Genomic DNA, 24,900 nt, shown 5'->3' on the forward strand with positions numbered 1-24,900 from the left:
GGCGGTCTTTCATTATGTATAAACAACCTAAACTTTGTTTTGCTTAGTATCCTGGGTTTTGTACCAAGTTGGGATTGGAAAGCAAAGCGTTGTTTGGAATTGGGTACAATAGTTTTGTGTCATCTCCAACAGAAGATGGGTCTTTAAACTCCCAATCTCTGGTAAATTGCCCAAAACGAATCATGTCACCTCGTCTTACAAACTCAACATATAGCTCTCTTCCTCTTTCTGCCAAAAGATCAGCTTCTGAAACAGTACCGAGTGGAGTGGCACCCCTAAGTGTTCTAAGCTCATTGACCATTGCGGTAGGATCTCCACCGCTACGCATCATTGCTTCAGCCTTCATTAGATGGGCATCGGCATATCGAAAAATGATTTCATGGCCACGGAACTCTCCATATCTAGCACCGTATTTTTGTACACGGATACCTGTTCTCTCGTTGTTGCCCACCAATCCAGGGAAATCTTTTGTAAACGCAAGATTGTTCCCAGGTCTGTCCTTTAAAGGAGCACCATTAATGGCATATTGTTGACCAATGAGGAATCCAAAACCAACGTTGGAACCATCTTCAAAACCATCGTCATTGTCATCTTTGGTATCTTCAACATCTGTGAAAGGAGTACCTCCTGAAGGAACCCAACCACGACGCTCTTCTTGACCGTCCAATGGTGTGCCGTCCAATTCACCTCTGTTGCTGTTGGGATCTCCCTCGAACATGTCGTAGAACTCTGCGAGTGTACTGAAACCGTTCCAGCCACCGCCACCCAATTCGGTAGAATTGTAGTGTAGTCCGTTGAAAATTCGGTTACCAACTGAAGTTTCCAACCACCAAATGGTTTCGGTATCAGAAGCTTCCCGGAAAATATCAAAATAACCTGCTTGCAATTCGTAGCCTTCCGCAGCAATTTCGTCCACTAAGGAAATTACACGGGCCATATCAGCGGATTCTGGAGAACCAGAGCCATTGTAGATGTGCTTGTTCAAAAGAACACGGGCCAGTAAGAATCGAGCAGCGGCTTTGGTGGCTCGCTTGTTAGCATCCCCACTTGGTGCGGCAGCAGAGGGTAAACCTGTAATGGCTGCTTCCAAATCGGTGATTACGAAATCCAAAGCTTCGGATCTAGTCAGAACTCTTGGATTGATTTCCGGTCCTTCATCCACTTCCCTAAAGGGAACTTGTCCATAAAGATCCATGATGACCCACATGCTCAAAGCTCTAATAAATTGAGCTTCGGCTTGAACTATAGCGGGTGAATTACTTCTGGAGTCAATAACTTCTGACGCCCTGAACACATTTTGGTTAAAATTGTTCCAGGTATTCAGGATGTATTGGTGTGATGCATCCCAGGTGTGCTGGTGCAAGGTTCTCCAAATACCGTTATCACCCCAGTCCGTACCCCTTGTAGGAACCAATTGTTCATCAGTAGAAACCTCAGTAAGGGCAAAATAATTGGCTTGATCTCCAAAATGTCCGTTAAGGTCATTGTAAAGACCATCTACCTGACTGGCAGGATCACCAACCCCTGAGAATCCCTCTCCGGTATCCTCGGGGAAGTTTGAGTCTGTCTCCTCAATTTCCAAGTTTGTACAGGAAATTGCGAGCACTATGCTTAACGCAGTAAGCGCAAATAGTTTAAATCGATTTCTTTTCATTGTCTTCAATTTTTTTTCTTAGAAAGTAGCGTTTAGGCCAAAGGTTATGGTTCTAGGTCTGGGGAATGCTGTGTAATCAATTCCAGCTGTTGGGATACCATTTAGCAAATCATTAACTCCGTTGTTTGAAGTACCGGGCTGTACACTGACCTCCGGGTCCAAACCACTATAATCTGTAATCAAGAACAGGTTCTGACCTGTAACTGACAATCTAAGGCTTTTAAGGGCTCCGTCACCACTTAGAGGCACAGTATAGCCAATGGATGCGTTCTGCATTCTAATAAAGTCTCCTTTTTCCAAGAATCTTGTGGAAACTGGGGCAGAAGCTAAATTACTTTCACCACTGGTTAAAACATCTGGTGTAACGTTTCTGGCATTACCAATAGAACCTGCGGTAAAGAATGCGTTCCTGGTATTGTTGTATACGGAGAAACCAAATTGACCTGCGAAATATGCTGAAGCATCCCAATTCTTGTAACCAAAGTTTAAGGATAAACCAGCATTCACATCAGGAAGTGCGTCTTCTCCTACAAAGCTTTGAACGTCGCCAATGGGCAATCCATTTTCATCAAATCCACCAAACTCCCTAAGGAAGTAGGAGAACAACGGGCGGTCTCCAGCCAAAATCTGTGCAAATGCCAGCGAAAGGCCTTGCCCTCGAATGGTACCAGAAGGAATCTGGCCGTCAAAATCCTGTAGTTCGTTTTCGTTGTAAGCTACGTTAAAGGAAGTGCTAAAGTTTACATCCTCTGTTGCTACCCAATCCACATTCATTTCAAATTCAACCCCTTGGTTGATCAAAGTTGCATCCAAGTTTTGGAAGAAACGTGGTTGAGGAGATGGTTGAGCTGCTTCAATGTTCAACAATAGGTCTGTAGTTTGCTTGCGATAAACGTTGATACTACCAGATACTTTGTCAGCATTGAAACCGAAGTCGACACCTACGTTGAAATCCAATGTTTCCTCCCATTTCAAATCTGGGTTTGCAAAGGTAACAGGGGAAATTCCCGGTGGAACAAATTCTCCGTTATCATTGATGGACGGTGATCCAAATCGCTCTCTTCTGATGAACTGTCCATAACCAAGCCCTTCTTGGTTACCAGTAATACCAGCACCCAATCTCAATTTAAGGGTAGAGAACGTGTCGCCCATAAAGTCTTCTTCATTGATTTTCCAAGCAAAGGCTGCAGATGGGAAATATCCATATTGGTTGTTTCCACCGAAACGGGATGAACCATCAGCTCTAACTGTCGCGGTAAACAAGTACTTGTCCATTAATGTATAGTTAACCCTAGCAAAGAACGATTGCAACTCATCTGTGTTGTCAAAAGTATCTGCGGCAATTGCTCTGACAGAACGTGTAGACTGGCCGCTAGGAACTGGATCGGCGGCAACTACTTGTGGTAGAAGCCTGTTTACTATAATGTTGCTGGATCTTTCGTCGTAACCAAATTGTTGGAACGGTCCATCTATTTGAGCTTGAGTAGTGTTAACGGATGCTTTTAAGTCAGTCTCCATGACACTGAAATCAGAGGAGGAGAATCCAAAACCTTCAACATTTCGTCCACTGGTACCAAAATCTTGGAAGGAATAACCAACTATAGCGTCGATATAAGAATTATCAAATTCTTTTCTATAGTTCAAGGTTGCTTCTACAAGTCGGTTTTCCAAGTCCAAAGTATTGAAGTTGCCACGTCCATTACCTTGAACGTTTCTTCCCGCGTTGATAGCATCTCTTGTGGTAAGCCCTAAGGTTTCACCATCTGATTTATCATAACCCAAGTTGATTTTACCAGTTAATTCTGGAGTGAACTTGTATTCAATAGAACCATTCAATAACAAACGGTTCACATTACTTGTTGTACTTACCTCTTCCAATAAGGTGGCAGGGCTTAAAAGTCCACCAGCTGCAGAGAAATCTGCATTAGTTGGCCAAGTTGGGTTGGCTGAATATGCCGCACCCAATAAATCTCCATTAAACCCAGCACTACCACTTAATGGTGCTCTTTGTTCATTTACCCTAGAGATGGTACCTTGAAAGTTTAGGGTCAAGTTGTCATCCAAAAATCGGTGTGTAGCGTTGATACGCCCGGTGATCCTTTCCAAATCAGAGTTCTCAATAACACCAAACTGTTTTCCATATCCAAAAGTGGCTCTAACGTTTCCTTTTCCATAATTATGGGAATAGGAAAGGTTTTGATTTTGGGAAGCAACTGTGCGGGTGACATAATCTTGCCAGTCTGTGTTATTTCCAAAATCTTGTGCATCTCTATCACCACCAAACTGTTCTACAGCATCCAAGAATTCCTCTCTGCCCAACAAATCATATTCATTGGCTGGAGTTGAAATACTTAGGTTGGAGGAAAATTCAAAAACACCACCTTGACTTCCCCTTCCGGTTTTGGTAGTAATGATTACAACACCATTAGCACCACGAGAACCGTAAATGGCAGTTGCAGAGGCATCTTTAAGTACACTGATACTTTCTATGTCATTAGGGTTCAAGAAGTTCAAAGGATTTGAAGAAGTGGATGTACCAAGACCCGTGTTACCACTTGAGGGAGATGTATCTGCGCCTGAAAGCGGAACTCCATCCACCACAAAAAGTGGATTGTTGTTCGATCGCACGGAATTTGTACCCCTAATTCTAATAGCAACTCCATCTCCAGGTGCACCACTGGCCTGCGTGATCTGTACACCAGCGGTCTTACCTTGAATCAATTGTTCTGGCGAAGCAATGACACCTCCGTTAAAATCTTCAGAGGTAACTGCGGCTACGGCACCCGTTGCATCCTTAATGGTGGTTTGGCCATAACCAATAATTACTACTTCATCCAATGCTTGAGCATCTTCCTCCAAGGTAATGTTAATGGTAGATCTGTCATTAACGGCAACCTCAACGGTTTTGTATCCAATGTAACTGAACACAAGGGTGGCTGAGTCACCAACACCATCCAATGTGTAATTACCATCAAAATCGGTTTGCGTACCATTGGTTGTTCCTTTAACCAATACGCTTGCCCCCGGAAGAGGTCCGGTTGCATCCGAAACAGTACCAGATACTGTTTGAGCTTTCACCAAACCAAAGCATAAAAATGCTCCCAGCAGCAAAAAGCTTCTAAGTAGCGTAATCTTCATAAATAGTTAATTTTAAGTTTAGTTAATTTCAATTCAAGTGTTAAACATATATAAAAAAAATGTTAATCTAAATTTAAGCATATCGCAACATAGAGCGAAAACGGTTTCGTGTTAATAACTTTGTATCTGTAGAAGGTTGACAAAATTAATGTGTGTATAACACTTATATCATAAAATAAAAGCAAATAAATGAGAAAAGTGCAATTTTACCACTAATATAGTATTTTTATTCTTTAGTACCTATTAACGTTTTAATAAGAGTTTTTTCGAACTTCAGTATTGATTTTGTTAAAAAGCATATTTTGGCCTACCCCCTTTTCTTTATTATGTAAATTCCTAACTCATTTTTTGAACCAAATTAGCACCAACACAAAGTGAAGATTACATTAAAAGATATAGCAAGAGAGCTTGAGGTATCCATTTCCACTGTCTCAAAAGCATTAAAAAACAGTGAGGAAATTAGTAGGGATACCAAGGAAAAAGTCCAGGCTTTTGCAAAACTCTATAATTACAAGCCCAACAATATTGCTATTAGCCTCAAAAACAAAAGGACCAAGAATATTGGGGTGGTCATTCCCGATATTGTTCATCATTTCTTTACCACTGTCATTCGGGGGATCGAGAAATACGCAAATGCCAGAGGATATAATGTAATTGTATGTCTTTCAGAAGAATCCTTTGACAAGGAGGTAATCAATATGGAGATGTTGGCTAACGGAAGTATCGATGGATTTATCATGTCTTTATCCTCAGAAACCCAGCAAAAAGGTGACTATAACCATTTAAAGGAGGTTACGGAACAAGGTATTCCTGTGGTGCTTTTTGATCGAATTACCAATGAGATAGAGTGTGACAAAGTAGTCATTGATGATGAACTCGGGGCATATAGGGCCACACAAAAACTCATAGAACAAGGCAGAAAAAAAATAGCCTTGATCACTACCGATGACTACTTAAGTGTGAGCAAAGCCCGTACCATGGGATATAAAAAAGCGTTGACAGATAGTGGTTTGGGCGTTGACGAATCTAGAATACTGAAACTTCCCACCATGGAAATGGATGAAAAAGGGATTAAGGATTTTTTCGAGGGCCACCAAGATGTAGATGCCGTTCTATGTGTCAATGAGATTTTTGCTGTCTACAGTATGCGTTTGGCCCAAGAGAAGGGTCTTAAGATACCAGAAGATATCTCATTTATAGGCTTTACAGATGGGTTTTTATCGAAATATGCCTATCCCAGCTTAACAGTAGTGGCCCAACATGGGGAAAAAATGGGAGAAATATCCGCACAAATGTTGATAGACAAGGTAGAGGGAGAAAAAGAAGAAGAGGAAACCTTCCAGACCAAGATTTTGGAACCTACCTTGGTAGTAAGGGACTCCATATTTCATTAAGTTTATACTATCCTTATCATAAAGGTAACTACATTTGCCCCACAATTTTGGTAAGCAATGAATCAGGATTATATAAAAGCACACCCTTGGTCAATTATAGAGGAGGGGTTTGATAGTGAGCAGGTTGAGTCGTCCGAAAGCCTTTTCAGTTTGGGCAACGGGGCCATGGGCCAGCGTGCCAATTTTGAAGAACACTATTCCGGAGAAACGTTTCAGGGCAGTTATATTGCAGGGGTCTACTACCCGGACAAGACCCGTGTGGGATGGTGGAAGAACGGCTACCCCGAATATTTTGCCAAAGTCCTCAATGCCCCCAATTGGATTGGAATCGATATCCTAGTCAATGATGTTTCCTTGGATTTGAACACTTGCAAAAAAGTGGAGCATTTCCGTAGAGAACTCAACATGAAGGAGGGTTGGTACAAACGCAGTTTTGTGGCCACCCTGCCCAATGATTGGGAAGTTGCAGTGGACGTAACCCGTTTTCTCAGCTTGGATCTTGATGAAACCGGAGCCATTCAATATAACCTTCAGGTACTCAATTCAGACGCAGAGGTGATTATGGTCCCTTATTTGGATGGCGGAATCAAGAACAAGGACACCAATTGGGACGATAAGTTCTGGAACATCACCAATGTTACATCGAAGGGGAAAAGGGCTTTTGTTGAATCGCATACCATGAAGACCAACTTTTCGGTCTGCACTTTTATGCAAAGCGAGCTGTATATTGATGGAGCAAAATCAGACGCAGAGCCAACCACGAAAAAAGACGATACCTCCGTTGGCCATTCCTATATAATCGAGCTTAGCAAAGATGAAACCCTCACCCTAATAAAATTTGGCGGTTATACCGTGGACAGGAACCATCCAAAGGATAGGTTGCTACAAGCGGCCAACACCGTATTGGATGAAGCCATACAATTGGGTTTTGATGCACTGCTTCAGAAACAGAAAGATGCCTGGGCCAAGATCTGGGAGATGAGCGACATCACCATTGAAGGCGATGTAGAGGCGCAACAAGGCATCCGGTTCAATATTTTCCAGCTCAACCAGACCTATTTGGGTAAAGATTCCCGATTGAACATCGGCCCCAAGGGATTCACAGGGGAAAAATACGGAGGAAGCACGTATTGGGACACCGAAGCCTATTGTTTGCCCTTTTACATGGCTACCAAAAATCAGGAAGTAGCCTGGAATCTTTTAAAATATCGGTACAATCATCTGGAAAAAGCCATAGAGAATGCCGAAAAACTTGGGTTTTCCAATGGAGCAGCACTCTATCCCATGGTGACCATGAACGGGGAGGAATGCCATAACGAATGGGAGATCACCTTTGAGGAAATCCATAGAAACGGAGCTATTGCCTTCGCCATTTATAATTACCATCGGTTTACAGGCGATTACAGCTACATCCCAAAAATGGGGTTGGAAGTTTTGATCGGGATAGCCCGGTTCTGGCACCAACGCGTCAATTTTTCCGAAGAGAAACAGCAATATGTGATGTTGGGCGTTACCGGACCCAATGAGTATGAAAACAACGTCAACAACAACTGGTACACCAACTATTTGGCAAAATGGTGCATTGAATATGCCTTGGAACAGCTCAAAGTTGTCCAAGAGTCCTATCCGGAAGATTACAAAAGAATTATCCAGAAAACCGACTTGGCCCAACTCGAGACCGAGGATTGGGCAAAGGTGGCCGGGAACATGTACTTTCCCTATTCGGAAAAGCATGATGTCTTCTTGCAGCAAGACGGATTTTTGGACAAAAAAATGGTGAAAGTCCAAGATCTAGATAAGTCCGAACGGCCCATCAACCAAAAATGGAGCTGGGACCGGATTTTGCGGTCCCCCTATATAAAACAGGCCGATGTGCTCCAAGGATTTTATTTCTTCGAGGACCACTTCAGCCAAGAGGAACTGGAGCGCCATTTCGATTTCTACGAACCTTTCACCGTTCATGAATCATCACTGTCGCCCTGCGTGCACAGCATCCAAGCCGCCAAGTTGGGACGGATGGAGCAGGCATACACCTTCTACCTCAGGACCTCCAGACTGGACTTGGACGATTACAACAAAGAGGTAAAGGAAGGACTGCACATTACCTCCATGGCCGGCACCTGGATGAGCATTGTGGAAGGCTTTGGCGGTATGCGGGTGTTGGATGGCCAGTTGTACTTTGCGCCCAAGATTCCAGACCAATGGCAATCTTATTCCTTTAAAATCAATTTTAGGAACCAAATTATCACTGTGCACATTTCCGCCGATGGAAATTCTTTTGAAATCACTGGAAATGAACCATTGACCATTCAAGTAAATGAGAAACCGGTAAAACTGATTCCGGGAGAAACCGTCAAAGCATGAAAACTAGTCGTCCCATTGCTTTCTTGATTGCTTTGGGGGTGTTATATTCATGCAAAGAGAGAAGCAACCAAATACCCATTGAACCACCAATGAAGAAAAAAGAGGTAGTCTATCAGGTTTTTACACGACTTTTTGGAAATACCAATACTACCAACAAACCTTGGGGCACAATTGAGGAAAATGGTGTTGGCAAGTTTGCCGATTTCACTGATAAGGCATTGGAAGAAATCAAAGACTTGGGGGTAACACACATTTGGTATACCGGAATCCCCCATCATGCCTTGATCAACGATTATACCTCGTATGGAATTTCCAATGATGACCCCGATGTGGTCAAGGGACGTGCCGGTTCCCCTTATGCAGTAAAGGACTATTACAATGTAAACCCTGATTTGGCCCTAGATCCTGCAAAACGGTTGGAAGAATTCAAGGCACTCGTTGACCGAACCCACAAAGCCGATATGAAGGTCATCATCGATATTGTACCCAACCATGTGGCCAGAAAGTATGAAGGAAGGACAAATCCACAGGGGGTTGAAGATTTTGGGGCCAGTGATGATACCAGTAAGGCATACGATGTCAATAACAACTTCTACTATATTCCCGGTGAAGCCTTTAAAGTGCCCAAGTGGGAAAATGGTTATTTGCCCCTTGGAGGTGAGGAAAATGCTTTGTCTGATTCCAAATTTGAGGAAATTCCGGCCAAATGGACCGGCAATGGTTCGCGATTGGCCCAGCCCCATTTCAACGATTGGTATGAAACCGTAAAGGTCAACTATGGTATTCGCCCAGATGGTAGTAAGGATTTCGACGAACTGCCCGAGGATTTCTGGACAAAGGACTACAAGGCCCATTATGAATTTTGGAAGGACAAAACCTTGCCTGATTCTTGGAACAAGTTCAAGGACATTGCTATATATTGGTTGGATTTTGGTGTGGATGGTTTCCGGTTTGATATGGCTGAAATGGTACCGGTGGAATTTTGGAGCTACCTGAATTCCAATATCAAAATGAAAAATCCCGATGCTTTTTTACTGGCTGAGGTCTATAATCCGGATTTGTACCGGGCATATATCCATCTGGGGAAAATGGACTATCTCTATGACAAGGTCGACCTCTACGATAGCATAAAACATATTATGAAGGGCTACGGTTGGACAGACCACATTCCCGTGGTTCAGCAAAAAGTGGCCGATATAGAGCATCATATGCTCCATTTTTTGGAAAATCATGATGAACAGCGCATCGCCAGCCCAGATTTTGTAGGTGATGCAAAGTTGGCTAAGCCGGCGATGGTAGTTTCAGCCACGATAAGCACTTCACCCACCATGATTTATTTCGGACAGGAAGTTGGGGAACCCGGTGCGGAGGATGCGGGCTTTGGGAAACCGACCCGGACTTCCATTTTCGATTATATCGGCGTACCACACCACCAACGCTGGATGAACGATAAAAAATTTGATGGCGGTCAGCTTTCAGAAGAGGAAAAGCAGTTGCGGGATTTCTATCAGCGATTGTTAAATTTCACTATTGAAAGTGATGCTTTAATGGGAGACTATCAGGAAATCCATTACTATAACAAAGACAACACTGAAGGATATGATCATAGGGTGTTTTCCTTTGTGCGATGGTCTTCTGAAGAAAAACTGATTATTGTCTCCAATTTTGATGCCCACAAGAGTTACGATATCAATCTAAAAATACCCGAAGATATCATTGCCAAATGGCAATTGAACCAAAACACATACCAACTTCAGGATAAATTGTACGGAAAGGTCCACAAAAGACTTTTGATGAAAGAGGGAAGGGGAGAAGTACAGTTGGCGTTGGAACCTTTGCAATCCTTTATTTTTAGTTTGGAGCAATAAAAAAGCGGATTGCAACGCAATCCGCCCAAGTTCAAGGTGGTTAGTGATTTTATTCCTTTGTGGCTGTTTTTTGATAGACCAATGAGATTACGGCTCCAATAATACCAAAGAAAACAATATCAATTATGGCTTCTACAATATGGCCGGTCATATCCATAAAGTTGGCGGTTGCATAATTTAGCAAGCCCATGCCAAGTCCTATAAAAATACCGATCCAAACCCCAAATTGAAATCCTTGCCCCGCTGAATGGTGGCCTCTTGCCCATTTGCTATAAAGGGTGCTCAATGCAAACACGGCAATCAAGTTTGCCAATGCAATGAGGCCCATGTTGGGAACCTCTTTCATAACATTGACAACGGTGTGCTGTTCAAAAAAATCTACAGTGGCAATACCCCAAATAAGGTATCCCAAGAAAAACATGACAATAGCGCCGACCAAGGTGGCCAACAAATTAGATTTTGAAAACATATTGGTTTATTTAATTGGTTGTTAATGTGATAAATATATTAAATAAAAATTATCAATATCATAAAATATAAACCATAAAGTAATGAATATCATTTTTTTAGTTGGATAGACCTGTCAAATCCTAATTCAAGCAAAGGGTTCATTGTTTCGTTTTCAAATTGTATTTTTAGCGTTCTCAAACACGAACAACATGAAAAAAAGGTTATTCTTGGCTGTACTGGCCGTTTTAATTTTAAACAGTTGTGGTATGAAAGATTCAAAACCCTTGGTCATTGGCCATCGAGGAGCCATGGGTCATGAGACTGAAAATACATTGGTGTCCATAAAAAAGGCGATGGACTTAGGAGTGGATATGATTGAAATTGATGTGTTTCGAATTGATAGTGGTGAAATTGCGGTTTTTCATGATAGTACTGTGGATAGACTTACCAATGGCAGTGGTATGATTGAGGATTACAATATGTTCGCCATGCGGCAACTGGTTGTTGAAGGCGGGCATAGAATCCCAATTCTTCAAGATGTTTTAAAGTTGATCAATAACCAAGTAGCGCTGAACATTGAATTGAAGGGATACAAAACGGCAGAGAAGGTCAACCAAGTTATAAACTACTATATTTCTAATAGAGGTTGGTCTGCTGATAACATCATTATTTCCAGTTTTATTTGGGATGAATTAAGGGAAATGCGGAAAATCAATCCAGATATTAAGATCGCCGTTCTCACCGAAGAAGACCCATTACAGGCCATTGAAGTGGCCAAAGAGCTCAATGCAGTTGCCATTAACCCAAATTACACAACATTGACCGCTGAGAACACGGCTAAGATTCAGGATGAAGGCCTTAAAGTGTACACCTGGACCGTGAACGAACCTCAAGACATTCAAAAAATGAAGGACTTTGGGGTAGATGGTATCATCACCAATTATCCTGAGCGGGCCCATTAATGTTCGATGTAATCATTGTTGGTGGTGGTGCAGCCGGATTCTATGCCGCGATTCATATTGCGGGACAGGCGCCGCAACTTAAAGTGGCCATTTTTGAACGCGGTAAAACCGTACTTTCCAAAGTAAAGGTGTCAGGTGGTGGAAGATGCAATGTTACCCACGGCGAATTTGACCCCAGAGAGCTGATTACCAATTACCCACGGGGCGAAAAAGAACTTTTGGGGCCGTTCCACGCCCATGCCCCTATGGATGTCATGGCTTTTTTTGAAGAACGGGGGGTCCCACTAAAAATTGAGGAAGATGGCCGTGTTTTTCCAAAGAGCGACTCTTCCCAAAGCATTATTGATTGTTTTGAGGGCGAAGCCAAGAAATTGGGCATAAAAGTTTTAAAGAACAGCTCCGTAAAAAAGTTTCAAAAACAGGATGATGGCTGGCAGGTTACTACCATGAACAAGCATTACCAAGCTGAAAAATTGCTGCTCGCCACGGGTAGCAATGGCAAAATATGGAGTCAATTGGATGCAATGGGGCATACCATTGTATCACCAGTCCCATCACTGTTCACATTCAATGTTAAAGATGAACGCATACAAGGAATTCAGGGCATAAGTGCGGATGTTTCTGTGGAAGTTCCACCTAAGCGTATTTTTACTAATGATAAAAAGGACTTGGGGTTAAAAAGTATGGTCAAAGATCAACCGGTATTGCGTTCCGAAGGCCCTATTTTGATTACGCATTGGGGATTTAGCGGCCCAGCCATTTTAAAGCTTTCGGCATGGGGGGCCAACATACTCAATGAGTACAACTATGTGTTTCGGGTGAACATCAATTGGACCCCAGAGTATACCACAGGATCTATGGAAGGTTTTCTCAAAAAAGTGAAGGAAGTTGAAGCCAAAAAAACAGTGATGCGTACCCAAGCTGTTCAACTTCCCAGACGTTTGTGGACAAAATTAGTGGAGGCGGCCGACATTGAAAAAGATGAAAAATGGGCCGACATCACCAAAGAAAAATTGATGCATTTGGCCAAACAGCTCACCGCATGTTCCTTTCGGGTAGAAGGAAAAAGTATCTATAAAGAAGAATTTGTCACCGCAGGGGGTGTAGACCTAAAGGAAATCAACTTCAAGACATTTGAGAGCAAATTGCACCCCAACCTTTACTTTGCTGGAGAAATCATCAATGTGGATGCCATTACGGGAGGATTCAACTTTCAAAACGCATGGACTGGTGCCTTTATAGCCGCTACGGCCATTGCTTCACAAGCTTAAATTAACCCAACAGCATTGCCATTCCGGCTGCGAGCACACCCCCTAAAATAGGGCCTACAACAGGAATCCATGAATAACCCCACCCATTGCTTCCCTTTTCTTTTATTGGGACCAGCGCATGCACAATGCGAGGGCCCAAATCCCGCGCCGGATTAATGGCATATCCTGTTGTACCTCCCAAAGAAAGACCAATGCCCCAAACGATCAAGGCCACGGGAAGCGCTCCCAAAGACCCCAAACCAATAATGGTATTGTCCGAGGAAATTGTGGCATCGGTAAAATAAAGCACAGCAAAAACGAGCACAAAGGTTCCCAAAATTTCTGTGAGGAGATTTAAACCCGTATTGGGAATGGCTGGAGCATTACAAAAAACAGCTCTTTTGGTATCGCCATCCAGGGTGGCGTCAAAATGGTCTTTGTTCATCAGCCATACAAAAAAGGCACCCAACATGGCTCCAATAAATTGAGCAATGATATAAGGAGCAATATCATTTACTGGGAATTCACCCGCAACGGCCAAGCCAATGGTCACAGCCGGATTAATATGCGCTCCGCTGTACGGACCAGCCACCACTACACCAGTATAGACCGCAAAGGCCCATCCGGTGGTGATCACGATCCAGCCCGACCCAGAACCGTAGGTTTTTTGTAACGAAACATTGGCATTTACGCCGCATCCCAAGAGCATGAGCAAAAAGGTGCCGACAATCTCAGCAATAAAAGGAGTCATACGATTTGATGATAAAAGTTAATGGTTTGGTTATAAGGTCTTGATATTAATTCTGGTTTTCTGTCCAATATTCCAATGCTTTTATGGCCCTGTACCAACCCTGTATCCCCTTTTCTATGGTTTTTCGGTCGGTTGAAGGGTTAAAATGAACATCAGCTTGCCAAATATCCTGAATTTCATCGGTATTTTTCCAATAGCCTACGGCTAATCCTGCCAAATAAGCGGCCCCCATAACGGTGGTTTCCACAATCTTGGGCCGTACCGTTACGGTATTCAACACATCGGCCTGAAACTGCATGAGCATATCATTCACCGTGGCCCCACCATCTACACGAAGTTCTTTGATGGCAATTCCAGAATCGGCTTCCATAGCCTTTAAAATATCCATGGTCTGGTAGGCAATGGATTCCAGTGCAGCTCTCGCAATATGGGCATCAGTACTACCACGGGTTAACCCAAACAGGGTGCCTTGGGCATGTTGGTTCCAGTGGGGAGCGCCCAACCCGGCAAAGGCAGGCACAAAATAAACTCCTTCGGAACTATCCACAGAACTGGCCAGTTTTTCTACATCAGATGATTTTTTGATGATGCCAAGACTGTCCCGCAGCCATTGCACCACAGCTCCGGCAATAAAAATACTGCCCTCCAAAGCATATTGGGTCTTTCCATTGATTTTCCAAGCCACTGTGGTCAAGAGTTTGTTTTCAGAAACAATGGGCTTGTCACCAATGTTCATGAGCATAAAACAGCCCGTGCCGTAGGTGTTTTTCACCATCCCCTTTTTGGTGCACATTTGCCCGAACAAAGCGGCTTGTTGATCTCCTGCAATCCCGGCAATCGGTATTTTGGAGGCAAAAAAATTGGGACTGGTATGCCCGTAGACCTCGCTGGATTGTTTTACTTCGGGAAGCATGCTCTTGGGAATCGTCAATAAATCCAAAAGCTCATCATCCCAATCCATGGTATTGATGTTGAACAGCATGGTGCGACAGGCATTGGTCACATCAGTAATGTGGAGTTTGCCTTCCGTCATTTTCCAAATAAGCCACGTATCTATGGTGCCCAGGACCAAATTTCCCGCCTCTGCTTTTTTCCGGGCACCCTCTACGTTGTCCAAAATCCATTTGACTTTGGTTCCCGAAAAATAGGAATCGATGACCAATCCGGTCTTTTCCCGAATCATCTGCGACTTTCCTTGATTTTTCAATTCATCACAATAATCCGCAGTACGTTTATCTTGCCATACAATGGCATTGTAGATGGGTTCACCTGTTTTTCTGTCCCAAACCACCACGGTTTCCCTTTGGTTGGTAATGCCTATGGCAGCCATTTGTTCACCTTTTAGACCTTTTTTACTGACGGCTTCTGCGGCCATGCCGGCTTGGGTGGCCCAAATCTCGCTGGGATCGTGCTCTACCCATCCCGGTTGTGGGAAAATTTGGGTGAATTCTTTCTGTGCCACAGAGATTATGCTTCCTTTTTGATCAAAGACCACAGCACGCGAACTTGTGGTGCCTTGATCTAGTGCAAGGATGTATTGATTCATTTTTAGTTAATTTAATGCATTGGAATTTACTAAAATTTATCCGAGTATTTTTTAAGGCAACATGAAGAAGACATTTATAGCACTTTTACGGGGAATCAATGTAGGTGGCCAAAAGAAAATTAAAATGGCGGAATTGCGGGAAACATTGACCCGAACCGGACTGGAAAATGTGCAGACCTATATACAGAGCGGCAATGTTATTTTTGAAAGTTCAGAAGGAAATTTGAAAAGCTTGGAAAATAGTATCCGGGAAACAATTTTAAAGGATTTTGGTTTTGAAGTGCCCACTCTCGTTATCAGTGGCAATGACATAAAAGAAATATTGGAAGCCAATCCGTTTGCTGACAAAGAGGAAGAAAATAAGTTATACTACGTTCTGCTCAAAAAAGCTCCAGAGAAGGATTTGGTGACGCAGTTCGAAGAAGTAAACTATCCCAATGAAGACTTTCAGGTTACTGAAAAATGCGTGTACTTGATGTGTAAAAAGGGGTATGGCAATGCAAAACTCAACAACAACCTAATTGAACAAAAGTTAAAGGTCGAGGCCACTACACGGAACCACAAAACCATGCAAAAGTTACTGGAAATGACTCAACAAGGGTAAATCCCAAACTTAAATTTGAACTTGTCTCTTGAACTTGTCTCTTGAACTTGAACTTGAACTTGAACTTGATTCTTGAACTTGAACTTTATCAGGAATTCAGCTCCCAAACTCTGTAGTTAAGGACTGCTGCAAAACCCACCCAAAGTAAATAAGGAATCATCAAAATAGCTGCAGGTTTGCTCACTACATTGAACCATTTAATGGTAAGTATGATTAAGGTCAGTAGTGCTAAAATGACAAAAAGGGCCGCAAAGGGATTTTTCAATCCAAAAAAAACAATACTCCACAACGCATTCACCAAAAGCTGAAAAAAGAAGTGGTACAAAGCCGTTTTCACCCAAATATGGTGGTACCCTTTGGACCATACCATTCCAGCTGCCACACCCATAAGTATGTAAAGAACCGTCCAGACAGGAGCAAAAATTGCGTTGGGAGGGGTGAATTCTGGTTTGTTCAGCGTTGCGTACCAATCGTTTACGGAACTTTGTGTAGCAATTCCTGCCAAAAATCCTATCAATAGGCAAACGGCAATGCTTATAGCAATGTAAATGATACTTTTCTTCATGGTTGGTGCAACTCCGTCTAAAATAAGAATTTATTTCAATCCGTTTTCCAAGAACAGGGTTGCAAGTGTATATTTGTCCAAATAGCTTTTCCATGACCGAAAAAGATTTTAAGGCAGAACCATACCAACATTTTTCAGATAGTGGAAAAGTAACATGGAAAGCGCCCAGCAATATTGCCTTGGTAAAATATTGGGGCAAGTTGGCGAATCAAATCCCGGCTAATCCATCCATTAGTTTTACGTTGGATACCTGTGCCACTACAACTTCGGTTGCCTACCAAAAAAGGGAAGATGGTAAGGATGGTTTTTCTTTTGACTTGTTGTTTGAAGGGAAGCCAAAGGAAGACTTCAAGCCCAAGATTGAAACTTTTTTTAAGCGGATTGAGTTTTATGTGCCTTTTTTGAAAGACTATCATTTTACCATTGAAACCTCAAATTCTTTTCCGCACAGCAGTGGTATTGCATCCTCGGCCAGTGGAATGGCTGCTCTTTCTCTTTGTTTATTGGATGTTGAAAAGCAATTGAACCCGGAAATGAATGAGAAATTTTTCAAGAAAAAGGCTTCTTTTTTGGCGCGACTGGGTTCTGGAAGTGCGTGCAGGAGCATTGAGGGCGATTTGATCCAATGGGGAGAACATCCTAATATACCAGATAGCTCAAATCTATACGGAATCAAATATCCGTTTGAGGTGAATCCGGTGTTCAAAAATTATCACGACACCATTTTGTTGGTGCATAAAGGTCAAAAGCAAGTGAGCAGTACCGTGGGTCATGATTTAATGCATGGTCACCCATATGCCCAAAACCGTTTTCAACAAGCCTTTGGTAATTTGGATAAATTCAAATCTATTTTTGCAGGCGGGGATTTAGAGGAGTTCATCAAAATGGTGGAAAGCGAAGCCCTGACCCTCCATGCCATGATGATGACCAGCATGCCCTATTTTATTTTGATGAAACCCGATACCTTGGAAATCATCAACAAAATTTGGAAGTACCGAACCGACACCAAAGTTCCCATTTGTTTCACGTTGGATGCCGGGGCCAATGTGCATGTCCTATATCCAGAATCAGTCAAGGAAAAAGCCATTCAATTTATTCAGGATGAATTAGTTGTGCACTGCGAGAAAGGGCACTATATTTGCGACCGAATTGGGATGGGGGCTAAAATAATCGCTGATCAGTAACAGCAAAGCGGTTTTTTTGCGTTATTTGTCCCGAGTTCTAATAGGAAACACAAAATTCAGGGAGAAAATTGTTTTGTTTATCGGATTGTTTTCAAAATTAAACAAAATAGTTTGTATCTTGGTAGAAGTTTATGAAGGGTCCATTATTTTATTCTAAGATTCTGCTGTTTGGAGAGTATGGTATCATCAAAGATTCCAAGGGGCTTTCCATTCCATATAATTTTTTCAAGGGAGCCCTAAAACAGGAGAAGAACCTGTCCGAGTTGGCCCAAAAATCCAACAATAGTCTAAAAGCTTTTGCGGAATACCTAAAAACTATTGAGAAGCAGGAAAAGGGCTTAGTCTCTTTTGACATGGAATCCTTGGAAAAGGACATTGCCAACGGTATGTATTTTGACAGTTCAATCCCACAAGGGTATGGAATTGGTAGTAGTGGTGCCTTGGTCGCAGCCATTTATGACAAATATGCCAAGGATAAAATCACCGTTTTGGAAAATCTCACCAGAGACAAACTTCTAAAACTGAAGAAAATCTTCGGGAAAATGGAATCCTTTTTTCATGGAAAATCCTCTGGATTGGATCCCTTGAATAGTTATCTAAGCTTGCCCATCCTCATCAATTCCCAGGACAATATTGAGTCTACCAGTATCCCAACCCAAAATACCAATGGAAAAGGTGCTGTGTTTTTATTAGATAGTGGAATTACGGGCGAAACCGCTCCCATGGTGCAGATTTTTATGGAAAAAATGAAGCAGGAAGGGTTCCGTAACATGATCAAGAACCAATTTGTGAAGCATACCGATGCGTGTGTGGAAGACTTTTTAAATGGTAATGTGAAATCCCTTTTTGGAAATCTAAAACAGCTTTCCCATGTGGTTTTAGACCATTTCAAACCCATGATTCCGGCGAAGTTCCACCAGTTGTGGCAGCAGGGCATCGAATCCAATGACTATTATCTAAAACTTTGCGGTTCAGGTGGTGGAGGATATATCTTAGGCTTCACTGAAGATTTGGAAAAAGCCAAAAAAGCACTCAAAGGCTACAATTTGGAAGTGGTCTACAACTTCTAAAAGCAATCCAATGCTTAGTAGAAAAAACAAACTCTTGCTTTTTAAGCTATTGAGTCTATTTTCTGTGGTCCGAGGATACAATATTCTGGTGATTACTTTGGCGCAGTACTTGGCTTCCATCTATATTCTTTCACCAAATATTCCACTGCGGCAGGTGGTTTTTGACCTGAACCTTTTTTTGATCGTGACTGCTTCGGCGCTGGTAATTGCCAGTGGGTACATCATCAACAATTTTTATGATGCTGAAAAGGACTTAATCAATAAGCCTACCAAGAGCATGCTGGATCGGTTGGTAAGCCAACGTTTTAAACTCACTACCTACTTTATCCTTAATTTTTTAGCGGTTCTGACAGCCAGTTACATTTCGTTTAGGGCGGTTTTATTTTTTTCGGCCTATATTTTTGGAATTTGGTTCTATTCCCACAAACTCAAACGGATTCCCTTTGTTGGAAACTTGGTGTCGGCCACCTTGGCCATAACCCCCTTTTTTGTAGTATTTGTGTACTATGGAAATTTTGAAACAGTCATATTTGTGCATGCCGTTTTCTTGTTTTTATTGATTTTGGCGCGGGAAATGATCAAGGACCTAGAAAACATGGCGGGCGATTTAGCCCAAAACTACCGTACCATACCCATTATTTATGGCCCAAAAGTGTCCAAATTCAGCATTGCGCTGTTGATTATGTTGACCTTGGTACCAGCCCTATTGCTCATCAAAACCTTTGATGTGGGCTATATGTATCTCTATTTTACGGGGTGCATTGCCCTTTTGATTTTGTTTTTGGTGTTGTTATGGAAATCCAAGGACAAAAAACACTACGTGTGGCTGCACAACATCTTAAAGTTCATCATTGTTGCAGGTGTTTTCAGTATTTTGTTGATTGATGTTGATTTGGTGTTAAATAGAATAGTGTAATGGAGAATGAATTAAAAGTGGCCATGGCCCAATTGTCTCCCGTTTGGTTGGATAAGGCTGCCACGTTGGATAAAATTAAGACTGCCATAGAAGCAGCAGCGAAGGAGAAAGCAGAACTTCTAATTTTTGGTGAGGCTTATCTTCCGGGATATCCCTTTTGGTTGGCCTATACGGATGGAGCGGCGTGGGATTTGAAGGTGAATAAGGAGCTACATGCCCATTACGCCCGTAATTCCATTCAGATTGAAGCCGGCGAACTGGATGAAGTTTGTCAACTGGCAAAAAAACATAACATGGCCATTTATCTGGGAATGATGGAGCGTCCCAAAGATCGGGGCGGACATAGCCTGTATTGTTCTTTGGTTTACATCAACGAGACCGGTGAGATCAAATCGGTGCATAGAAAATTACAGCCTACGTATGATGAGCGTTTGACCTGGGCGCCGGGTGATGGTCACGGATTGCGGGTACATTCCCTTAAGCAATTTACGGTGGGCGGACTCAATTGTTGGGAAAATTGGATGCCGTTGCCCAGAGCGACTTTATATGGCCAAGGGGAAAATCTGCATGTAGCCGTTTGGCCCGGAGGGGTTCATAACACCAAGGACATTACCCGTTTTATTGCACGGGAATCCCGAAGCTTTGTGATTTCGGTCTCCTCATTGATGCACACTTCCGATTTTCCAAAAGATACTCCCCATTTGGAGAAAATCTTGGAAAAGGCCCCAGAAGTATTGGCCGATGGCGGCAGTTGTATTGCAGGACCTGATGGGGAGTGGCTAGTGGAACCAATTGCTAACAAAGAGGGCATTTTTTATAAAACTCTGGACTTTAACCGGGTATATGAGGAACGTCAAAACTTTGATCCCGTAGGCCACTATTCAAGACCTGATGTGACGAAGTTAACCGTGAATCGGGAGCGGCAGACTACGGTTGGGTTTAAGGAATAAAAAAGCTTAATGAAGTTTTTTGGAATGGCACTTATCGTTTAAGCTAAAAATCGTTTTAATGGTTTTTAGCATCCGATAGCTGCCGGCAGGCAGGAGTGAAGTTAGCCGTTTTTTAATTAAGGAGCTGGCCTAGATTGATAAATCAACTCTTTCATTTCATGAAAGCGTGGGTCAATCTTTATCCTTCCCCAAGGAAATTTCGTAATCCTCAATGTTTCCGTGAATTTTTAGATTTAGGTAACGCACTTTTTTGGTGGGGTCCACTTCAATGATTTTATCATCCGTAGGAATGGAGTCTTTGTCCTTTTTATTGCCGAACAGTTTATAAACCGCAGCTCTTTTTACGGTTTTCCACGGAATTTTGAGGTAGTACTCAATGTTTTGCTCCATATCATGGGTGCCCGATACTTCCATGTGCCCCAGTGTGGATTCAATGGTCATGTCGGGTATGGTGATACGCCCTTTGGTGATGTCCAAATGGTTTTGGAGCGTGTCAAACCGAACGTTTTTCAGGTTTTTATCCCCCATATAATCGGATAGCATGGCCATGGGCTCATAATTGACCAAGCGTCCGTTCAGTACTTGGACATCCATATGTACCTCAGATTGATCTAAATCGGGAACCAAATCGGGGTACACTCGAATCTTTCCATTGATTTTTGAAGACACTTTTCCATGCAGATTTTCCGAAATTAAGTGATTTTGCCCGAAATTTTCAAACTTGAACAAAATCTGGTCAATATCAACATTGTCCAAGGAAAGATTAGGACTCAAATAAATGTGTTTTGGGTCGCTACCATTAAAATATCCCGACATGTTCAAATGCCCACCAGCGGCATCCATGGACAGGGTATCCACATACACATAATGATTTTGTGTGGTGCGTAAACTGGCGTCAATATTTTTTAAGTCGATGCGATTGCGAATGAAATGACCAATATTGACATCAAACCGCATATCCGTAAAGGGCAATTCGTAAATATTGAAAGCTGTTGCGTGTTCTTCTACGTCTTCTGTTACGGATTCAGTGGTTGTTGCAATTTTGGGAGGCACTGTATTGAAATTAAAAAGCTGGTCGTAATCAATGTAATTTGCATTCAGCGCCAAATAATTGTCCCTCTTTTTAATGCTTTGGTCCTTCCCAAGATAATAGTCCAAGTTTACATCAAAAACGGTTCTGCCAATTTTACCATGCAGATTTTCAACCACAAGATGCTCGTCCTCATAATGTATTCTACCATTAAAGTCTTGAAAACGTAAGGGGTGCAGGTGCATTTTGGAGTCCAATCTGTCCAAATCCAAATCAATGGAATGCAAGGATGAATCTATGTAATGCATGCTGGAATTTACATGCAATGTGAGTTTCTCGAACTCTTCATGGCGATATTGCTCAGGAACGTAGTTTTCACCTCCGTAGGAAAAGATGTCTTCCAGGCGGAGCAAGTCTGAAGTCAAGGTGATATCCAAGTCTACGTCCCCGTTGAGGGTTTTTTGCATCCAAAATTTGTAGTTGTGTGCCATACCGTTCAAATGAAAGTCTGAATCATCGATGTAGCCTGTAAAATCCACAATCTTCAAATCTTCATCATCAATAAGGAAATCAGCATGAAAATCATGGAGTTCGTGCGGATAATGCTGAAGTTTGGCATACAGGCTGTCTACAAAAAACTCGCCCTTTGGTAAATATTCGGATTCTGTAAAATCTTTGGCAGAGGCTCTGAAGGAAAAACCAGTGCTTAAATTTTCAACCCGTTCATTAATTCCTTTTTGTTCTGCTTCGGAGTAGCGTGTTAGTTCGGCAATGTCTAGAACATCAGACTGTATATCCAAATGGACATCAACGGGGTCATTTGTATGGTGCACTATAGCCGGAAGGTCTGAGAGATAGCCTGTAATGGAAAGCTTGGAATGGCCCATCACTAGGTTAAAAGTATCAAGGGTAGCTTGCTTGCCTTTCATGATGAGGTGCATGTTAAGCTGTTCCAATGGCACCGGAAGCTTTGATGTTGAAAAACTAAGATTGGACACCCTTAATTCGCTGAAATAGGCTTGGTTTAAATCACTGATGGCCTGTTCTGGGTGGTCTAGGTCGATAATGTCATGAAAGTTCATTTTTAGCGATACATTTCCGGAAACGTCTTCAATATCATCAATGTTCAAGAATTTAGTCATAAAGGCCAAATTAAAATCGGCATCCAATTGCATATCCACCTCTGGCGATTCAAAATTGCTTACGACCAACGCTCCAGAAAAATTCCCCGACTCCAATTTTGCGCTCATATTGGTCAAAGAAAATTTCATGGTTTTCAGGTTCCGGGCCTCTCCGTTGGTAAAGTAGCCTTTGAATCCCATTTCGTTGATACGTTTTCTTTCTTCGGTATTCTCCAAAAAGGCCTCACTGGCCCCGAAAGAGGCTTCAATAAAGGGCATTTTTCCACCGCCCATAGGCCCTTGGATAATGCCGTTGAAGTAGATTTTACCTTCATTTTTATAGCGTTCAAGAACTGGAATCAGGTCTTCGGGAGCAAATGCGATGAACATATCAAAGTTGGGTTTGGTTCCCTTGACCTTTAGGTCAATGTCCATACCGTTTTTGGTGTCCAGCGACCCTTCAAGATCAAAATCGCCATGTTCCATGGTAATGCCAGAGGGTTTTATTTGAAGTATTCCTGTTTGTTCATCAAAAGTAAGGTCGGTGTGCAGTTCAAAATGCTTGTGGTGGAAATAGGTTTGCTCTCCATTTTGGAACACATTCAATTGAAATTCAGTGTCAACATGGGCTGCGATGGATTCGTCACCAAGGCTAATGCCTCCAATCGCCTCATAGATGAACGTTTCAATATCGGTATTGGTGGCTTCGTCCAACTTATGGATGTCGAGATTTTGCAATTTGATTTTTTTAAGATGCACAGTCATAGGTTCTTCTTCCTCGGAATCAGTTTCGGACTTGAGTGCATTCTGAAGATTGTTTGATCCATCTTGATGGATGACGATATTGAAAGTGCCTTCCTTTATCAGCAATGACTGAATATCGTAGTTCCCACTGACCATGTCCCATAAATTGAATCCGATGTAGAGATTTTCCACATCCAAAATCTTGGGGGCATTATCCGCTTTGGTTTCATAAATGCGTAGGTCGTAGAGCTTTATGGAAATGTGGGGGAAATTGCCAAAGAGGGATAATTTGGACTTATCTATGGTGATGAGACCCTCGTGCTGTTGATTGAGCACATCTATCTCACCCTGGATAATTTCATCCTGAGCAGTATGGATATATAGCAACAAACTGCCTAGCAGCACAATTGGGAAAAGAACCGCAATTGCAATGGATCGCCACCAGAATTTTCGCTTTTTAATGAATGTAAACCTCATACCCTTGTAAAAGTGTAGCTCGTTAACCAAACGATGAAACCGTTTTTAAGATTGTCCGGTAGTTTCATAATTATTGCGTTATAAGGGTTAATCTGGTCTTTTCCCAAGTCGCCACATCAAAATTCCACCTGTTACGAACATCCATATGGCATAGGCTCCTGTGGGAATGGCCATTTCAACATTCTTCAATATGGTGGTAGCAATTACAAAAGCCAATGTTCCGTTCTGAATGCCACTCTCCACCGTTATGGAGATGGCACTTTTAAAATCCAACTTGAACAGTTTATAGGCAACATAGCCCAATCCCATGGTTAAAACGTTCAGTAATAAGGTTACCAACCCAACTTCTCGTATTCCCCTACCAATAATCTCAATATTTGAAACGATCACGGCGATAAAAACTAAAATAAAAAGTACAGTGGAAGCGATGCGCATGGGTTTTTCCATACGTAGGGCAAATGCGGTTCTAAACCTTCGGATGATCATCCCCATTACAATGGGAATGACAGTGATTACCATAATTTGAATGATTGTATCCACAATGGGAAGCTCAATGGTAACATCGGTACCTGTGCCAAAATAGGCCAACACATACGATAGGATAAATGGTATGGTAAAGACTGTTACCGTACTGGAAAAAGCAGTCAATGTAACGGACAAGGCAATGTTACCCTTGGAGACTTGGGTAATCAAGTTGCTGGTAGGACCTCCGGGACAGGAGGCCAAAATCATCAACCCAACGGCCATTGTAGGGCTCAAATCAAAAGATATGGCTAGTAGAAAACCCACAATGGGCAACAGAATAAGTTGATTCGTCAATCCTATCAGTATGGTTTTTTGGGGATTTTAAGATTCTGGAGAA

At 42.3% G+C, this 24,900-nt stretch carries 18 protein-coding genes; 10 read left to right on the plus strand and 8 right to left on the minus strand.

Translation table 11 applies throughout. The features are described from left to right. Window positions 1-43 precede the first annotated feature (43 nt). Both ACFOWS_RS12710 and ACFOWS_RS12715 read right to left on the minus strand, forming a co-directional pair. Window positions 44-1,654, minus strand: a complete 1,611-nt coding sequence (locus tag ACFOWS_RS12710) for a RagB/SusD family nutrient uptake outer membrane protein (RefSeq protein WP_379765090.1) — start codon at window positions 1,652-1,654, stop codon at window positions 44-46. A gap of 18 nt (window positions 1,655-1,672) precedes the next feature. Continuing rightward, window positions 1,673-4,792 (minus strand): SusC/RagA family TonB-linked outer membrane protein, encoded by a 3,120-nt coding sequence (locus ACFOWS_RS12715; protein WP_379765092.1) that lies wholly within the window; start codon window positions 4,790-4,792, stop codon window positions 1,673-1,675. A 374-nt stretch (window positions 4,793-5,166) separates the two neighbouring features. Between ACFOWS_RS12715 and ACFOWS_RS12720 the strand changes: the two genes are divergently transcribed. The 3 genes from ACFOWS_RS12720 to ACFOWS_RS12730 are packed head-to-tail and all read left to right on the plus strand — an operon-like array spanning window position 5,167 to window position 10,418. After that, window positions 5,167-6,186, plus strand: a complete 1,020-nt coding sequence (locus tag ACFOWS_RS12720; RefSeq protein ID WP_366585250.1) for a LacI family DNA-binding transcriptional regulator — start codon at window positions 5,167-5,169, stop codon at window positions 6,184-6,186. A gap of 57 nt (window positions 6,187-6,243) precedes the next feature. Further along, window positions 6,244-8,550: a glycoside hydrolase family 65 protein gene (locus ACFOWS_RS12725; protein WP_379765094.1), complete on the plus strand. Its 2,307-nt coding sequence runs from the start codon at window positions 6,244-6,246 to the stop codon at window positions 8,548-8,550. After that, window positions 8,547-10,418 (plus strand): alpha-amylase family protein, encoded by a 1,872-nt coding sequence (locus ACFOWS_RS12730; RefSeq protein ID WP_379765096.1) that lies wholly within the window; start codon window positions 8,547-8,549, stop codon window positions 10,416-10,418. The genes ACFOWS_RS12725 and ACFOWS_RS12730 overlap by 4 nt, the downstream gene beginning before the upstream one ends. Window positions 10,419-10,467: 49 nt before the next feature. On the opposite strand, the gene ACFOWS_RS12735 is transcribed toward ACFOWS_RS12730, so the two are convergent. Then, window positions 10,468-10,887: a hypothetical protein gene (locus ACFOWS_RS12735; RefSeq protein WP_379765098.1), complete on the minus strand. Its 420-nt coding sequence runs from the start codon at window positions 10,885-10,887 to the stop codon at window positions 10,468-10,470. A 190-nt stretch (window positions 10,888-11,077) separates the two neighbouring features. Here ACFOWS_RS12735 and ACFOWS_RS12740 point away from each other — a divergent pair, with 190 nt between their 5' ends. Beyond that, complete coding sequence (locus ACFOWS_RS12740; protein ID WP_379765100.1) at window positions 11,078-11,830, plus strand: glycerophosphodiester phosphodiesterase; 753 nt, start codon at window positions 11,078-11,080, stop codon at window positions 11,828-11,830. Beyond that, complete coding sequence (locus ACFOWS_RS12745) at window positions 11,830-13,101, plus strand: BaiN/RdsA family NAD(P)/FAD-dependent oxidoreductase (RefSeq protein ID WP_379765102.1); 1,272 nt, start codon at window positions 11,830-11,832, stop codon at window positions 13,099-13,101. The genes ACFOWS_RS12740 and ACFOWS_RS12745 overlap by 1 nt, the downstream gene beginning before the upstream one ends. Window position 13,102: 1 nt before the next feature. Here ACFOWS_RS12745 and ACFOWS_RS12750 read toward each other — a convergent pair whose 3' ends face one another. Continuing rightward, window positions 13,103-13,831, minus strand: a complete 729-nt coding sequence (locus ACFOWS_RS12750) for an MIP/aquaporin family protein (RefSeq protein ID WP_379765104.1) — start codon at window positions 13,829-13,831, stop codon at window positions 13,103-13,105. 46 nt (window positions 13,832-13,877) lie between these two features. Then, window positions 13,878-15,377: a glycerol kinase GlpK gene (glpK, locus tag ACFOWS_RS12755; protein ID WP_379765106.1), complete on the minus strand. Its 1,500-nt coding sequence runs from the start codon at window positions 15,375-15,377 to the stop codon at window positions 13,878-13,880. Between the two features lie 61 nt (window positions 15,378-15,438). Here glpK and ACFOWS_RS12760 point away from each other — a divergent pair, with 61 nt between their 5' ends. Beyond that, window positions 15,439-15,981, plus strand: a complete 543-nt coding sequence (locus ACFOWS_RS12760; RefSeq protein ID WP_379765108.1) for a DUF1697 domain-containing protein — start codon at window positions 15,439-15,441, stop codon at window positions 15,979-15,981. A gap of 88 nt (window positions 15,982-16,069) precedes the next feature. Here the strand turns inward: ACFOWS_RS12760 and ACFOWS_RS12765 are convergent, their stop codons facing one another. Continuing rightward, on the minus strand, window positions 16,070-16,546 hold the full coding sequence (locus ACFOWS_RS12765) for a TspO/MBR family protein (RefSeq protein WP_366587216.1): 477 nt from the start codon (window positions 16,544-16,546) through the stop codon (window positions 16,070-16,072). Window positions 16,547-16,638: 92 nt separating this feature from the next. On the opposite strand from ACFOWS_RS12765, the gene ACFOWS_RS12770 reads away from it, so the two are divergent. From ACFOWS_RS12770 to ACFOWS_RS12785, 4 genes are all read left to right on the plus strand, one after another. After that, window positions 16,639-17,730, plus strand: a complete 1,092-nt coding sequence (locus ACFOWS_RS12770) for a diphosphomevalonate/mevalonate 3,5-bisphosphate decarboxylase family protein (protein WP_379765110.1) — start codon at window positions 16,639-16,641, stop codon at window positions 17,728-17,730. 131 nt (window positions 17,731-17,861) lie between these two features. After that, entirely contained in the window at window positions 17,862-18,800 is a 939-nt protein-coding gene (locus ACFOWS_RS12775) for a mevalonate kinase family protein (RefSeq protein ID WP_379765112.1), read from the plus strand. 10 nt (window positions 18,801-18,810) lie between these two features. Next, window positions 18,811-19,716 (plus strand): geranylgeranylglycerol-phosphate geranylgeranyltransferase, encoded by a 906-nt coding sequence (locus ACFOWS_RS12780; RefSeq protein WP_379765114.1) that lies wholly within the window; start codon window positions 18,811-18,813, stop codon window positions 19,714-19,716. Next, window positions 19,716-20,666 (plus strand): carbon-nitrogen hydrolase family protein, encoded by a 951-nt coding sequence (locus tag ACFOWS_RS12785; protein ID WP_379765116.1) that lies wholly within the window; start codon window positions 19,716-19,718, stop codon window positions 20,664-20,666. The genes ACFOWS_RS12780 and ACFOWS_RS12785 overlap by 1 nt, the downstream gene beginning before the upstream one ends. A gap of 171 nt (window positions 20,667-20,837) precedes the next feature. Here the strand turns inward: ACFOWS_RS12785 and ACFOWS_RS12790 are convergent, their stop codons facing one another. Together ACFOWS_RS12790 and ACFOWS_RS12795 are read right to left on the minus strand one after the other, a co-directional pair. After that, entirely contained in the window at window positions 20,838-24,038 is a 3,201-nt protein-coding gene (locus tag ACFOWS_RS12790) for an AsmA-like C-terminal region-containing protein (protein WP_379765118.1), read from the minus strand. An 87-nt stretch (window positions 24,039-24,125) separates the two neighbouring features. Then, on the minus strand, window positions 24,126-24,857 hold the full coding sequence (locus tag ACFOWS_RS12795) for a bile acid:sodium symporter family protein (RefSeq protein ID WP_379765120.1): 732 nt from the start codon (window positions 24,855-24,857) through the stop codon (window positions 24,126-24,128). Window positions 24,858-24,900: the final 43 nt, after the last annotated feature.

Origin of the sequence: Flagellimonas marina, assembly GCF_042651185.1 — a bacterium.
GTDB classification, from domain to species: Bacteria; Bacteroidota; Bacteroidia; order Flavobacteriales; family Flavobacteriaceae; genus Flagellimonas; species Flagellimonas marina.

Coding starts and splice junctions, on each gene's coding strand:
- ACFOWS_RS12710 (WP_379765090.1), bottom strand. CDS start 1,654: ATGAAAAGAAATCGATTTAAACTATTTGCGCTTACTGCGTTAAGCATA.
- ACFOWS_RS12715 (WP_379765092.1), bottom strand. CDS start 4,792: ATGAAGATTACGCTACTTAGAAGCTTTTTGCTGCTGGGAGCATTTTTA.
- ACFOWS_RS12725 (WP_379765094.1), top strand. CDS start 6,244: ATGAATCAGGATTATATAAAAGCACACCCTTGGTCAATTATAGAGGAG.
- ACFOWS_RS12730 (WP_379765096.1), top strand. CDS start 8,547: ATGAAAACTAGTCGTCCCATTGCTTTCTTGATTGCTTTGGGGGTGTTA.
- ACFOWS_RS12735 (WP_379765098.1), bottom strand. CDS start 10,887: ATGTTTTCAAAATCTAATTTGTTGGCCACCTTGGTCGGCGCTATTGTC.
- ACFOWS_RS12740 (WP_379765100.1), top strand. CDS start 11,078: ATGAAAAAAAGGTTATTCTTGGCTGTACTGGCCGTTTTAATTTTAAAC.
- ACFOWS_RS12745 (WP_379765102.1), top strand. CDS start 11,830: ATGTTCGATGTAATCATTGTTGGTGGTGGTGCAGCCGGATTCTATGCC.
- ACFOWS_RS12750 (WP_379765104.1), bottom strand. CDS start 13,831: ATGACTCCTTTTATTGCTGAGATTGTCGGCACCTTTTTGCTCATGCTC.
- glpK (WP_379765106.1), bottom strand. CDS start 15,377: ATGAATCAATACATCCTTGCACTAGATCAAGGCACCACAAGTTCGCGT.
- ACFOWS_RS12760 (WP_379765108.1), top strand. CDS start 15,439: ATGAAGAAGACATTTATAGCACTTTTACGGGGAATCAATGTAGGTGGC.
- ACFOWS_RS12765 (WP_366587216.1), bottom strand. CDS start 16,546: ATGAAGAAAAGTATCATTTACATTGCTATAAGCATTGCCGTTTGCCTA.
- ACFOWS_RS12770 (WP_379765110.1), top strand. CDS start 16,639: ATGACCGAAAAAGATTTTAAGGCAGAACCATACCAACATTTTTCAGAT.
- ACFOWS_RS12775 (WP_379765112.1), top strand. CDS start 17,862: ATGAAGGGTCCATTATTTTATTCTAAGATTCTGCTGTTTGGAGAGTAT.
- ACFOWS_RS12780 (WP_379765114.1), top strand. CDS start 18,811: ATGCTTAGTAGAAAAAACAAACTCTTGCTTTTTAAGCTATTGAGTCTA.
- ACFOWS_RS12785 (WP_379765116.1), top strand. CDS start 19,716: ATGGAGAATGAATTAAAAGTGGCCATGGCCCAATTGTCTCCCGTTTGG.
- ACFOWS_RS12790 (WP_379765118.1), bottom strand. CDS start 24,038: ATGAGGTTTACATTCATTAAAAAGCGAAAATTCTGGTGGCGATCCATT.